At 72.6% G+C, this 13,190-nt stretch carries 13 protein-coding genes; 4 read left to right on the top strand and 9 right to left on the bottom strand.

Features of this window, described 5'->3' with window-relative positions:
* The first annotated feature begins 58 nt into the window (after positions 1-58).
* On the top strand, positions 59-847 hold the full coding sequence (locus J2S42_RS40630) for an alpha/beta fold hydrolase (RefSeq protein WP_307248246.1): 789 nt from the start codon (positions 59-61) through the stop codon (positions 845-847).
* Between the two features lie 58 nt (positions 848-905).
* Here J2S42_RS40630 and J2S42_RS40625 read toward each other — a convergent pair whose 3' ends face one another.
* From J2S42_RS40625 to J2S42_RS40595, 7 genes are all read right to left on the bottom strand, one after another.
* Positions 906-1,367 (bottom strand): hypothetical protein, encoded by a 462-nt coding sequence (locus J2S42_RS40625; protein WP_307248244.1) that lies wholly within the window; start codon positions 1,365-1,367, stop codon positions 906-908.
* A 113-nt stretch (positions 1,368-1,480) separates the two neighbouring features.
* The gene (mnhG, locus tag J2S42_RS40620) at positions 1,481-1,819 is read right to left on the bottom strand and encodes a monovalent cation/H(+) antiporter subunit G (protein ID WP_307248243.1); all 339 of its coding nucleotides are present in this window, start codon (positions 1,817-1,819) and stop codon (positions 1,481-1,483) included.
* Positions 1,816-2,160, bottom strand: a complete 345-nt coding sequence (locus J2S42_RS40615; RefSeq protein WP_307248241.1) for an MrpF/PhaF family protein — start codon at positions 2,158-2,160, stop codon at positions 1,816-1,818. The genes mnhG and J2S42_RS40615 overlap by 4 nt, the downstream gene beginning before the upstream one ends.
* On the bottom strand, positions 2,157-3,008 hold the full coding sequence (locus J2S42_RS40610; RefSeq protein ID WP_307248239.1) for a Na+/H+ antiporter subunit E: 852 nt from the start codon (positions 3,006-3,008) through the stop codon (positions 2,157-2,159). The genes J2S42_RS40615 and J2S42_RS40610 overlap by 4 nt, the downstream gene beginning before the upstream one ends.
* Positions 3,005-4,687: a Na+/H+ antiporter subunit D gene (locus J2S42_RS40605; protein WP_307248237.1), complete on the bottom strand. Its 1,683-nt coding sequence runs from the start codon at positions 4,685-4,687 to the stop codon at positions 3,005-3,007. The genes J2S42_RS40610 and J2S42_RS40605 overlap by 4 nt, the downstream gene beginning before the upstream one ends.
* A complete protein-coding gene (locus tag J2S42_RS40600) occupies positions 4,684-5,103 on the bottom strand; it encodes a Na(+)/H(+) antiporter subunit C (protein WP_307248235.1) in 420 nt (139 codons plus the stop codon). Before J2S42_RS40600 ends, J2S42_RS40605 begins: the two co-directional genes overlap by 4 nt.
* Positions 5,100-7,904, bottom strand: coding sequence for a Na+/H+ antiporter subunit A (locus J2S42_RS40595; RefSeq protein WP_307248234.1), 2,805 nt, complete (start codon positions 7,902-7,904; stop codon positions 5,100-5,102). Before J2S42_RS40595 ends, J2S42_RS40600 begins: the two co-directional genes overlap by 4 nt.
* A 229-nt stretch (positions 7,905-8,133) precedes the next feature.
* Between J2S42_RS40595 and J2S42_RS40590 the strand changes: the two genes are divergently transcribed.
* A complete protein-coding gene (locus J2S42_RS40590; RefSeq protein WP_307248232.1) occupies positions 8,134-8,523 on the top strand; it encodes a YccF domain-containing protein in 390 nt (129 codons plus the stop codon).
* Positions 8,524-8,876: 353 nt separating this feature from the next.
* Positions 8,877-9,848: a serine/threonine-protein kinase gene (locus tag J2S42_RS40585; RefSeq protein ID WP_307248230.1), complete on the top strand. Its 972-nt coding sequence runs from the start codon at positions 8,877-8,879 to the stop codon at positions 9,846-9,848.
* Here the strand turns inward: J2S42_RS40585 and J2S42_RS40580 are convergent.
* Entirely contained in the window at positions 9,794-10,264 is a 471-nt protein-coding gene (locus J2S42_RS40580) for a DUF1877 family protein (protein WP_307248229.1), read from the bottom strand. The two genes, J2S42_RS40585 and J2S42_RS40580, sit on opposite strands and share 55 nt — an antisense overlap.
* A 217-nt stretch (positions 10,265-10,481) precedes the next feature.
* Here J2S42_RS40580 and J2S42_RS40575 point away from each other — a divergent pair, with 217 nt between their 5' ends.
* Complete coding sequence (locus tag J2S42_RS40575; protein ID WP_307248227.1) at positions 10,482-10,811, top strand: lamin tail domain-containing protein; 330 nt, start codon at positions 10,482-10,484, stop codon at positions 10,809-10,811.
* 269 nt (positions 10,812-11,080) lie between these two features.
* On the opposite strand, the gene glgB is transcribed toward J2S42_RS40575, so the two are convergent.
* Complete coding sequence (gene glgB / locus J2S42_RS40570; protein WP_307249305.1) at positions 11,081-13,186, bottom strand: 1,4-alpha-glucan branching protein GlgB; 2,106 nt, start codon at positions 13,184-13,186, stop codon at positions 11,081-11,083.
* Positions 13,187-13,190 lie beyond the last annotated feature (4 nt).

Raw genomic sequence — 13,190 nt, 5'->3', positions numbered from 1 at the left:
AGTCTGCGGCATCCGCCCGGTCCTAGACGTGTAGACAGCGTTCACGAGGAGGCATCACATGACGTACGCCGAGGTCAACGGCATCAACCTGTACTTCGAGGAGATCGGCGAGGGCAGCCCGCTGGTCCTGTTGCACGGCGGTCTCGGCAGCGGCGAGATGTTCGGGGCGATCCTGCCGGCGCTGACCGCGCGGCACCGTGTCATCCTGCCGGACCTGCAGGGCCACGGCCGGACCGCGGACATCGACCGGCCGATCGACGTCCGCACGATGGCGGACGACATCGCCGCGCTCATCGACCACCTCGGGCTGGACCGGCCGGACGTGGCCGGCTACTCGCTCGGCGGCGGCGTCGCGCTGCAACTCGCGATCCGGCACCCGGGCAAGGTCGGCCGTCTGGTCGCCGCGTCGGCCGGCATCCGCCGGGACGCCACCGACCCGGAGATCCTCGCCCAGCAGGGCCAGGTGACCGGCGCCGCGGTGGAGTTCATGAAGGACACACCGATGTACGAGCTGTACCAGCGCGTCGCGCCGCGCCCGGAGGACTTCCCGCGCCTGCTCGACAAGATCGGCGAGTCGATGGCGGTCGACTACGACTTCACCGAGGAGGTCCGCGGTCTCCAGGTGCCCACGCTGATCGTGGCGGCGGACGCCGACATGTGCCCGGTCAGCCACTTCGCCGAGGTCTTCGCGCTGCTCGACGGCGGCGTCCGGGACGGCGGCTGGGACGGCTCCGGCCGCCCGAAGGGCGGCCACGCGCTGGCGATCCTGCCCGGCCTGACCCACTACAACCTGGTCGACTCGCCGCTGTTCGCGCAGGTCACACTGGACTTCCTGACCACACCCTGACACCCCTTCCGGGGGTACGCGGTGCGGGCGCCCGCGCGCCCGCACCGCGCGGCCGGCGTCAGTCGTCCGTGGGAACCACCGCGATGGCGGCCTCGCCGCGCGCCACGAAGGTCAGCAGATCGTCACGGCCGGCCGGGCCGGGCGCTGCGATGAGCAGGACCGGCGGGCGTTCGTCCGGGTCGATCCCGTCCAGGAACGTGGACTCGACGGTGCGCTCCAGCACCACGATCCGGCCGTCCACGCGGCCCGCGCCCGCGTCGGCGCCCGCGTCGGCGCCCGCGTCGGCGCCCGCGTCGAGCGTGGTGAGGCGGACGGTCAGGGCCGGGCCGTTCTGGGCGTAGGTCGCCTCGAGGTCGTCGGGCAGCAGGTAGAGAGCGCCGTCGTCGTCCTCGTGACCGCGGTCCAGCAGTGCCGCCACCCGGCGCTCGGCCGGGTGGCCCGCGGTGTCGATGCCGATCAGCACGCTGGGGTGCGCCGGTTCCAGCGGAGGCACGGTGGTGATCCAGATGCGGTCGCTCATGCGCCCGATTCAAACAGCCCGGGCGCCCGGCACACCCGCTGGGGAGCGTGCCGGGCACCCGGGCCGGTGGTGCGGAACCGGCCCGGGCCGGGCCGTTGCCCCTTCCGCACCGGTCACTGCTGGGGTGTGTCGATGGCGGGGGCGAGTTCGTCCACGACGAGCAGGTCTGCGCGGAAACGGTTGGTGCGGTAGGCGGAGCGGGCCACCATGTGCGCGGCGACCGGCGCGGTGGCCAGCTGGAACACGGCGACGAGCACCAGCGTGGTCACGTCGACCGGGTCGCGCAACCGCAGGCCGCAGCCGATCAGGATCAGCAGCAGGCCGAGGACCTGGGGTTTCGCGGTGGCGTGCATGCGGCTGAGCAGGTCGGGGAAGCGGAGCAGCGCGATACCGGCGGCGAGGCAGAGCAGCGCGCCGCCGATCATCAGGACGACCGCGATGACGTCGATCATGACCGGCCTCCGTGGGCCGGGACGTTCAGCGCGGCCGGATCGGTGTCGGACTGCGCGGCCGCGGCGGACGCGGCGGTGTCCGGCTCGGCGGTGGACGAGCCGAGGCGGGCCACGCTGACCGAGCCGACGAAGCCGAGGATGGACAGCACCACCAGCACCGGCAGCGCGGTCGCGTCCCGGCTGAGCGCGGCCTCCGCGGCGATCGCGGCCACCACGACCGCGAGCAGCACGTCGGTCGCGATCACCCGGTCGAGCACGGCCGGCCCGCGCAGGATCCGGTAGAGCGTCAGCCCGGCGGCCGCGCAGAGCAGCAGGGTCAGGATCACGCCGGAGACGGTCATGCGCGCTCCTCCTCGTCGGTGCGGACCTCGGTGTCGATCACCGGTTCGGCGGCCGGGGTCACCCGCCGCGCCTGGACGTCGCGCCCGGCGCCGAAACGCCGGCCCGCCTTCTCACCCGGGGTCGCCCGGGCCGCACCGGAACCGGGCCGGCCGCCGACGCGACCGGTCGCGTCGTCACGGTGTACCGACGCGCCGTCGGCACGTGCCGACGCGCCGGCACCCTGAGTTGCCAGCGCACCGGCAGCATGAGTTGACGGCGCACCGTCAACATGACTCATGTCGTCAACATGGACGGCCGTGGCACCGGCCGGAGCAGGCACGGCCGGCTCGCCCGCGCCGGTCGTCCGCGGCACGCCCGTGGCGTGCAGGATCCGCGTCTCCAGGCGGATCACGGCCGCGCGCGCCCGCTCCACGTCCTCCGCGGTGGACACGCCGATGACGTGCACGTACAGGATCGCCCGGGCCCGGTCGGCCTCCACGATCAGGCTGCCGGGGATCAGGGACAGCGCGGCCGCGGTCAGCGTGATGTGCAGGTCGGTCCCGGCCCGCAGCGGCACCGCGATGATCGCGCTGGCCGGCACCCGGCCGGGCCGGATCGCCAGCCACGCGACCTGCACACTGGCCAGCAGCAGGTCGCGCAGGAAGCAGGCGGCGAACAGCACGATCCCGGCCACGCTGATCCGGCCGCCGAACGGCACGGACGGCAGCGGGAACATCGTCAGCGCCAGGATCGCGACCACCACGCCGCCGAGGATCGTGAACGGGCCGGCGTTGCCCCATAGCAGCAGCCAGACCGCCACCATGCCGGCCACGGCCACCGCGCGTTCGAGCAGCGTCGCACGCCTCACTCCCCCACCTCCGGCAGGTCGGCGACGGTCCGCACGTACGCGTCGCGTCCGATCAGGTCTGCCGCGGACGTGGCCGCGATGCTGAACAGCGGCCCGGCCGCCACGGTCAGCGCCGTGCCGAGCGCGACCAGCGCGATCGTCGGGCCGACCATCATCCCGGGCAGGCGCACCGCGGACTCGTCCGCCGCATCACGATCATCCAGCGGTACGGCGGACGACCGCGGCGCGACCGTACGCCCCGCGGCGTACGCGCCACGTTCGTCGCCCGCGGAGACCGGTACCGACCGGCCGGTGACGGACAGCGTGACCGCGGGCACGCGGTCGACCGGGTTCACCTCGTCCGGCGCGACGCCGGGCATCGCCGGGTTCGGGTTACGCCAGAACGCCAGGTTCCACACGCGCGCGACCGCGTACAGCGTCAGCAGGCTGGTGATCGCGCCGCCGGCGACCAGGGCCCAGGCCAGCCACCCGCCCACGCCGGCCGCGGCCTGGAACAGCCCGACCTTGCCGAGGAAGCCGGAGAACGGCGGGATGCCGGCCAGGTTCAGCGCCGGTACCAGGAACAGCAGGCCGAGGATCGGCGACAGCCGGGCGAGCCCGCCCAGCCGGTCCAGCGCGGTCGAGCCGCCACGCATCTCGATCAGGCCCGCGACCAGGAACAACGTGGTCTGCACGACGATGTGGTGCGCGGTGTAGAAGATCGACGCGGACAGGCCGGCCGGTGTGGCCAGCCCGATGCCGAGCAGCAGGTAGCCGATGTGACTGATCAGCGTGAAGGACAGCAGGCGCTTGATGTCCGACTGCGCGACCGCGCCGAGGATGCCGACCACCATGGTCAGCAGCGCCACGACCAGCAGCAGGTCCGCCACCCGCCCCTCCGGGAACAGCAGCGTCTCGGTCCGGATGATCGCGTACACGCCGACCTTGGTGAGCAGCCCGGCGAAGACCGCGGTGACCGGCGCGGGCGCGGTCGGGTAGCTGTCCGGCAGCCAGGAGGACAGCGGGAAGACCGCGGCCTTGATGCCGAACGCGAGCAGCAGCATGCCCTGCAGCACCAGGCGCAGGTTGTCCGGCAGCGCGTCCAGGCGCGTCACCAGCTGCGCCATGTTGAGCGTGCCGGTCGCCGCATAGACCAGGCCGAGCGCGGTCAGGAAGATCAACGACGACAGCAGCGAGACCACCACGTACGTCGTACCCGCGCGGATCCGGTTCTCCGTGCTGCCCAGCGTGAGCAGCACGTACGACGCGACCAGCAGGATCTCGAAGCCGACGTAGAGGTTGAACAGGTCCCCGGACAGGAACGCGTTGGTCACGCCCGCGGTGAGGATCAGGTACGTGGGGTGGTAGACGGACAGCGGCGTGTCCTCCACGCCGTCGACCATGCCCTGCCCGATCGAGTAGATCAGCACGCACAGCGTCACCGCGGACGACACCACCAGCATCAGCGCGGCCAGCTGGTCCGCGACCAGCACGATGCCGAGCGGCCCCCAGCCGCCGACCGCGACCGCGAGCGCGCCGTCCTGCGTGGCGAGCACCAGCAGCGCGAGGGACACGATCAGCGTGGTGGAGAGCGCGGTCAGGCTGACCGTCCGCTGGGCGCGCGGGCGCCGGGTGAGCAGCAGCGTGACGGCCGCGCCGAGCAGCGGGACGACGACCGGCAGCGGTACCAGGAACGTCATGCCCGTACCGCCGGGGTGGCCTGGTCCTGGTCCTGGTCGTCGCCGACCTGGACGTCGTCGCGCTCGGCGAGCACCACGATCCGGCGGTCCTCGGCGTCGTCCTGGACCTCGTCGTGGCCGGTGATGTCCCGGCTGCGGTACGCGAGCGCGAGCAGGAACGCGGTCACCGCCAGGGTGATCACGATGGCGGTCAGGATCATGGCCTGCGGCAGCGGATCGCTCATCTCCTCCGCCGGGACCGTGCCGACGATCGGCGTGCCGCCGGCCGTGCCGCCGGACAGGATGAGCACGTTCGCGCCGTGGCCGAGCAGGATGACGCCGACCAGGATGCGGGTCAGGCTGCGTTCCAGCAGCAGCACCACGCCGGCCGCGAAGAGCACGCCGACGAGCACGATGTACACGAGGTTGGGGGTCACGCGGTCACCTTCTCCCGATCTTGATCTTGCTGCTGGGCAACGTCTTGATCTGATTCCTCTTCCAGCGGTGACTCCTGCGGCCCCCGCGGCTCCTGCGGCTCCGCACCGAGGCTGCGCAGGATGTCCAGCACGAGCCCGATGACGATCAGGTAGACACCCACGTCGAAGATCGTGGACGTGGCGACGTGCAGGTCACCGAGCACCGGTGCGTGGATGTCCACGATCGCGGTCTGCAGCACCTGCCCGCCGAGGAACATCGCGGTCACGCCGGTGCCGACCGCGATCAGCAGCCCGGTGCCGAGCACCGCGCCCGCGTCGACCGGCGCGGCCCGGTTCAGCTCGCGGCGCCCGCCGGCCAGGTAGCGCACGGTCAGCGCGAGCGCCGCGACCAGCCCACCGGCGAACCCGCCGCCCGGCGCGTTGTGGCCGGAGAGCAGCAGGTACACCGAGAACAGCACGATCGTGTGGAAGATAAGCCGGGTGACGACCCGAAGGATCACGCTGTCCTCCTTGCCGGTCCACACCGTCAGCGGCGGCCGTTTCGGCGCCGGCGTCTCGGCACGGCGGCGCAGCGCGGACGTGCGCTGGAAGATCAGGCTGGCGACGCCGGTCGCGGCCACCACCAGCACCGAGATCTCACCCATCGTGTCCCAGGCGCGGATGTCGACCAGGATCACGTTCACGATGTTCGTGCCGCCGCCGTAGCTGACCGACAGCTCCGGGAAGCCCGCCGAGATCGGTGCGGCCACCCGGCCGCCACCGGCCACGAAGGCCATCCCGGCCGCGGCCAGCCCGACCGCCACGCCGAGCACGACCCGCCAGTGCCGGGAGACGCGCAGCGGACGCTCGGAGAACTTCGCCGGCAGCCGGCGCAGCACCAGCACGGCCATCACGATGCTGGCCGTCTCGACCAGCGCCTGGGTGAGCGCCAGATCCGGCGCGCCGTGCAGGATGAACAGTACCGACACGGCGTAGCCCGCGACACCGGCCAGCACGAACGCGGCCAGCCGCCGCTGCGCCCGGACCGCGCCGATCGCGGCCGCGACGATCGCGACCCCGGCGACCGCCTGCAACGGCGTGTCCCAGACGCGGTAGTCCGTGGGCCACGGTGCGCCGGCCACCAGCGCGGTCCCGGCGATCACCACCAGCACGACCAGAATCACGCCGAGGTGCACGGGCAGCGAACCGCGCTGGGTGGCGCCGGTCAGCTCGACGGAGAGCCGGTCGACGCCGCGCAGCGACCGCTCGTAGACCCAGGCGCCGGCGCTGATCCGGTCCTCCGCGTGGGTACGATCGCGGGTGAGCCGGAAGATCCCCGCGCCCGCCACGATCGCCAGCACGGTCAGTCCCAGCGGCAGGCTCAGCCCGTGCCAGAGCGCCAGATGCACCTCGAACCCCGCAAGCCCCCGGGGGTACGTGGTGAGTGCGCGCTCCACGGTCGGCGCGGCCAGGCCGCCCGCGAGTCCGACCAGGCCGAGCAGCACCGGGGCGGCGAGCAGGCCGGGGCCGGGAGCGTGGACCGTCGTCGTGGTGGTCCCGATGTTCTTGGTGCCGAAGGCGCCCCAGAGGAAGCGCAGGCTGTAGGCGACCGTGAGAGAGGCGCCGGCGACCATCGCGATCAGCGCGAGCGTGTCCGCGGGCTCGCCGGTGGCGAACGCGGCGAACATCGCCTCCTTGCCGAGGAAGCCGAGCAGCGGCGGCACACCGGCCATGGACGCGGCCGCGAGCGTGGCCGCGACCGCCAGCACCGGCAGCCGCTTGCCGAGGCCGGACAGCGCCCGCAGGTCGCGGGTGCCGGTGGCGTGATCGACCGCGCCGACCGTGAGGAACAGCGCGGACTTGAACAGCGCGTGCGCGAGCAGCAGCGTCAGGCCGGCCAGCGCGGCGGCGCGGGTGCCGGCGCCCAGCACGGCGACCAGCAGGCCCAGCTGGCTGACCGTACCGTAGGCCAGCAGCAGTTTCAGGTCGTGCTGGCGTAGTGCGGCGAGGCCGGCCAGCAGGAGCGTGGCCAGGCCGGCGCCGACCGTGAGCAGCTGCCAGGCGAGCACACCGGCGAACGCGGGCGCGAGCAGCGCGACGAGGAACACGCCCGCCTTGACCATCGCGGCCGCGTGCAGGTACGCGCTGACCGGTGTGGGTGCGGCCATCGCGGCCGGCAGCCACGCGCCGAACGGCAGGATCGCGGACTTCGCCAGCGCACCGGCCAGGATCAGCACGACCGCGGCCGTGCCCCATGCACCGGCCGGCGGGTCCTGCGCCAGCTGCGACCACCGGTGCGTGCCGGTGCCGGTGCCGAGCATGACGATGCCGACCAGCATGGCGAGACCGCCGAGCGTGGTGACCAGTAGCGCCTGCATGGCCGCGCGGCGGGCGGCCCGCCGGCCCGGGTCGTTCGCGATCAGCAGGTACGACAGGACGCTGGTCAGCTCCCAGAACACGTAGAGCAGCAGCAGGTCGTCCGCGAGCACCAGCCCGAGCATCGCACCGGCGAACGCGACCAGCAGGCCCGCGTGCCGCGCCTGCTCGGCACGGTCGCCGAAGTAGTGGGCGGAGTAGGCCAGCACCAGCGCGCCGACGCCGCCGACCAGCAGCACCAGCAGCCAGGACAGCGCGTTCAGCCGGAACGCCAGCTCCAGCCCGAGCTGCGGGATCCACTCGATCGTCTCGGCGGCGGTGCGCCCGGTCTGCGTCGCGGCCCAGAGCGCGGCACCCGCGGGCGCCAGCGCGACCAGGTAGAGACCACGTCCACCGATCGCGCGCACCAGCCACGGCGCGGCGGCGGCCACAACGGCGTGAATCACCAGCAGAACGAGCACGGGCCCCCCGGGGGTCGTGCCGGATGCGCGCCGCACCCGCGCTGCGGGTGGCGAACGCGCCACCCGGCGCCGAACGATGACAGCGGCAAGTCTTTCCGGACGGCTTGACGGTACACGCTCAGCGATATGTCAGTTACATGACAATCAGAATCGCTCCTGAGGCCTGCTTCGGTGAGTTGCCGGCCGGTGGACACGGGGTACCACAATCGACCACATGATCCGCTTTTTGCTCAACGCCCTGTGGCTGATCTTCGGCAGCGGCATCCTGCTCGCCATCGGCTACGGCATCGCCGCACTGATCTGCTTCGCACTGATCGTGACGATCCCGTTCGGCGTGGCCTCGCTCCGTCTGGCCGTCTACTCACTGTGGCCGTTCGGCCGGACGATCGTCCCGAAGCCCGGCGCGGGCGTGGCCTCCGGCGTGGCGAACGTGCTCTGGGTGATCGTGGCGGGCTGGTGGCTGGCGCTGACCCACATCACCGCCGGTATCGCGCAGTGCGTGACCATCATCGGCATCCCGTTCGGCATCGCGAACTTCAAGCTGGTACCGGCGGCGTTCTGGCCTCTCGGTCAGGAGATCGTCGACATCGACGACCGGGCGTGACCCGGTGAAGCCCGCGGCCGGCGGCGGGCTGTTCACAATCCGTCTTTCGTGCGGTCACCAGCCGTGCCTATGCGCACGATAGACCGAAGTCGGGGGTACGACCCGGAGGCCGTTCAGTGCCACGATCCACCTATGCCGCGGCGACGCGGTGTGCGGTCGCCCCTGTCGCGTGTGCGGCTGAGCACGGTGCCACGCCGCAACGGTCACCGCGCGCGTTCCGCGTACACCGGTGGCGTGATCGGGCCACCCGCGCGACGGACGCGTCCGGGACGGCCGCTACCGTGCCGCGTAACGCTCGTTGGGCGTCCACCGGCAGCGCATGCGTCGGGTGACGTTCGGAAGGACCCGCACCGATGATCCCCTCGCCAGACGAGTCCGGCCGGCAGCCGCGCCGGGACCGCACCGACGACCACCGTGACCTGCCGCCGGAGCTGCGGGTCGTGGTGCTCGACGACTGCCTCGCGGACGCGTGCCGCACCGCCCAGGACATCCTCGACCTGGCCGCCGACGTTCGCATCAACATGATCGACATCCGTGGCGGCGATCTCCTGGAACGCCTCCTCCGCCGCGCCCGCCGCGCCGGCAAGGTCCGCGCGCTGCTCAAGGCCGCCCACGAACGCTTCCCCGACCACGACGACCTGACCTGGCTGCACGACTCCATGTTCGGCCGCTCACCGTCCGGCGCGGCCGCCACCCGGGCCACGGACCCGGCACCGGCCACGCCGCCGGGCGGAACCAAGGCCGCGGACCTGACCCCAGCCGTGCCACAGGCCACCGTCCCGGCGCCAGCCGTGCCGCAGACCGGGACACGGCCCACAACCCCGGCACCGACCGCGCATCCGGTGGCCGGCGCGCGGAAACCCGGGGACCCGCCTACTCCCGGCGCACCGCGGACCGGGCACCCGGCTGCCGGCGCGCGGCAGACCACAGAGCCATCTACCGCCGACAGCCACCGGGCCACCGGGCCGCGCGGGGCCGCGGACTCAGGTGCCGCCGGCGACCGGAACACCGCGGACTCCCGTACCGCCGAAAAGCGGCATGCCGTGGACGCCGGTGACCGGCAGGCCGCCGACTTCCCCGTCGCCGCCGTGCGGCGGGCCGCACCCGCGGACACCGATCATCAGCAGGCCGCCCGCTTCCCTGCGGCCCGAGTTCGGCAGGCCGCGGGCACGGCCGGCACCGGCACCCGGCGGACCGGGGCCGCCGAGGCACGGGCCGGCGCGAATGCGGGCGCGTGGGTGCACGACACCGGCGAGGCGGCGGGCAGCGGTCACGACAGCCAGCAGATGATGGCATCGCCGCAGGCCGCGGCGCGGGTGAAGTAGTCACGGACGGCCGGCAGGCGACCGGCGAGCGTGGGTAGCGTGGCCGGGGTGTACAGGTGATACAGCCCGGCGCGGCGCAGGTCGGCCGCGGTGACGCCGTGGACGAGCTCCGCCACGGTCAGGTCGCGCAGCGCGGCCGCGGCCGTGCGCACCTGGGCGGGCGTGAGGTAGCAGGGCGGGTCGGAATCCCACTCCTTGTCCTCCGCGGAGGGTGCCGCGAACGGCTCCTCGCCGAACACGATGTCGACCGGGAAGTCCCGGCGGCGCAGCAGGAAGTCGATGCCGGCCCAGTCACCCTCAAGGCCGCAGCGTGGCCCCTCGCCGTCGGCGATGAACTTGCGGACCGCGGTCAGGTCACCGCGCAACGGTTTCAGGTCGGCGGGCGCGGCCCGCATCCACTCTCCAAAGAGTCCCATGGCCGCAGACCTTAGAACACAGGTACGACAAGAATCCGGCCCGCGCACCGTCGTCGATCCGGCGGCCGCCGTCAGCTGCGGCGACATGTCAACGGGTACGCGGAAGGAGCAGATCATGATCGATGCGTACGGCGTGCTACGCGGCACGCTGGACCGGTGGGTGCGCGAGGACGGCGAGTCCACGCCGCATCGCGCCTCATCCGCGAGCTGATCAAGGGTGGCCCGGCGGCCGCGGCGGCACGGTCTCGCGCTGATCGACCCGGCCGGCCCGAACCAGGGCCGCGAGGTGCTCGTGCTCGGCGACCTCGCGAGCGCCCCCGCCACGCTGGACGGCTGGCGCATCATCGACCGCAACGGCCGCGCCACGACGCTGACCGGCACCGTCGGCCCGGGCGCGTCCGCGCTGGTCCGCCTGGACGGCGCCGACGTCCAGCTCGGCAACCGCGGCGGCTACCTGATCCTCCTCGACGCCGCCGGCACGCAGACCGACGCCGTCGTCTGCACCGCCACCGACGCCACCGCCCACTTCACCCGCTTCCACCGCTGACACCACAGCGGAGCCACGGCGGCCACCTCATCGTGAGATATCGGGCGGCGGCGCCCGATCACGGCCACCTCGCCACCGCGCCGACGACGAAGTCCGCCCCTTCATGCGGGGCACAGCGCCTGATTTTTTGCGCCGCCCCACGGGCCGGAACCCGCGGCCGGGGCCGGGGCCGGGGCGAGAAGCCGCGGCCGCCGAGCCGTCGCGCGCCCGGACCGCGCAGCGTCTTCGGCAGAGGACCCCGGACGCCCGTACCCGCGGATGGTCTTGATCTATGCCGGTGTCAGCCAGAGCACGCCCAGCGGCGGCACGCGCAGTGCGGCCGAGACCGGGTAGCCGTGCCAGGGGATGTCGTCGGTGTAGATGCCGCCCAGGTTGCCGACACCGGACCCGCCGTAGACGTGGGCGTCGGTGTTGACGAGTTCGGTCCAGCGGCCGGCGTAGGGAAGGCCGATGCGGTAGTCGTCGAGCGGGCCGCCGGAGAAGTTGGCGACGCAGGCCAGTGTGCTGCCGTCCGGCGCGATGCGGAGGAAGGCTACCGCGTTGTTCTGCACGTCGTCGTTGACGATCCAGCGGAAGCCGTCCGGCGTGGTGTCCTGGGACCAGAGCGGTGCCTGCGCGCGGTAGACCTTGTTGAGGTCGGTGAGCAGGCGTTTGAGGCCGGCCCGGCGCGGGTCGTGGAGCAGGTACCAGTCGAGGCCGCGTTCCTCGGACCATTCCCGGTCGTCGCCGAGTTCCGCGCCCATGAAGAGCAGGTTCTTGCCGGGGTGGGCGTACATGTAGGCCATCAGCGCGCGGGCGTTGGCCATCCGCTGCCAGTCGTCGCCGGGCATCTTGCCGGCCAGCGAGCCCTTGCCGTGCACCACCTCGTCGTGGCTGATCGGCAGCACGTAGTTCTCCGACCACGCGTAGACCAGCGAGAACGTCAACTGGTGGTGATGGTACTGGCGGTGGACCGGGTCCTTGCCGATGTACGTGAGCGTGTCGTGCATCCAGCCCATGTTCCACTTGAAGCCGAAGCCGAGGCCGCCGTGGTCGGTGGGCGCGGTGACGCCGGGGAACGCGGTCGACTCCTCGGCGATCATGAGCGTGCCGGGGTACTGCTTGCCGACCGTGGCGTTGACCTCCTGGAGGAAGCCGATCGCGTCCAGGTTCTGGTTGCCGCCGTACTCGTTGGGCAGCCACTCGCCGGGGTTCCGCGAGTAGTCGAGGTAGAGCATGCTGGCGACCGCGTCGACGCGCAGGCCGTCGACGTGGAACTCCTCGAACCAGTAGAGCGCGTTCGCGACCAGGAAGTTGCGGACCTCGCGGCGGCCGAAGTCGAAGACGTAGGTGCCCCAGTCCGGGTGTTCGCCGCGCCGCCAGTCGCCGTGCTCGTAGAGCGGTGTGCCGTCGAACCGGGCCAGTGCCCACTCGTCGCGCGGGAAGTGCGCGGGCACCCAGTCCAGGATGACGCCGATGCCGGCCTGGTGCAGTTCGTCGATGAGCAGCCGCAGGTCGTCCGGGTTGCCGAAGCGGGAGGTGGGCGCGTAGTAGCCGGTGACCTGGTAGCCCCAGGAGCCGCCGAACGGGTGCTCCGCGACCGGCATGAACTCCACGTGCGTGAAGCCCGTCTCGACGAGGTAGCCGACCAGCTCGTCCGCGAGCTCGCGGTAGCCGAGGCCGGGGCGCCAGGAGCCGAGGTGGACCTCGTAGACGGACATGGGCTCGCGGTGCGGCTTGCTGAGCGCCCGACGCGCCAGCCACGCGTCGTCGTTCCAGTCGTAGGAGCTCCTGAAGACCACCGAGCCGGTACGCGGCGGGACCTCCGTGTGCCGGGCCAGCGGGTCGGCCTTCTCCCGCCAGTGCCCGTCCGCGCCGAGGATCCGGAACTTGTAGCGGGCGCCCTCGGGCACGCCGGGTACGAAGATCTCCCAGACGCCGGTGCTGCCCATCGAGCGCATCGGCCAGCCGTCGTGCGCGTCCCAGCCGGTGAAGTCGCCGACGATCCGGACTCCCTGCGCGTTCGGCGCCCAGACCGCGAACGCGGTGCCGTGCTCGCCGGTCTGTGCGCCGAGGACGGTCCACAGCCGCTCGTGCCGGCCCTCCGCGATCAGGTGCAGGTCGAGTTCGCCGAGCGTGGGCGGGTAGCGGTAGGGGTCGTCCTGTTCCTGGCCGTCGACGTCGAGGCGGTAATCGGTCACGCTGCCCGGGATCGCCGCCTCGAAGATGCCGTCCGGGTGCACCTTCTTCGCCGGATATTTCGTGCCGTCGGGCGAGATGACCGAGACGTCGGTGGCATGCCGTCGCAACGCGCGGACGACGGTCCCGTCCGCACCGGGATGTGCACCCAGCACCGCGTGCGGGTCGTGGGCGTTACCGGTGATCACCCGGTCCATGGCA

It is taken from the genome of Catenuloplanes indicus, assembly GCF_030813715.1.
GTDB lineage: Bacteria > Actinomycetota > Actinomycetes > Mycobacteriales > Micromonosporaceae > Catenuloplanes > Catenuloplanes indicus.
This window is presented reverse-complemented; position numbering and strand designations above follow the sequence as displayed.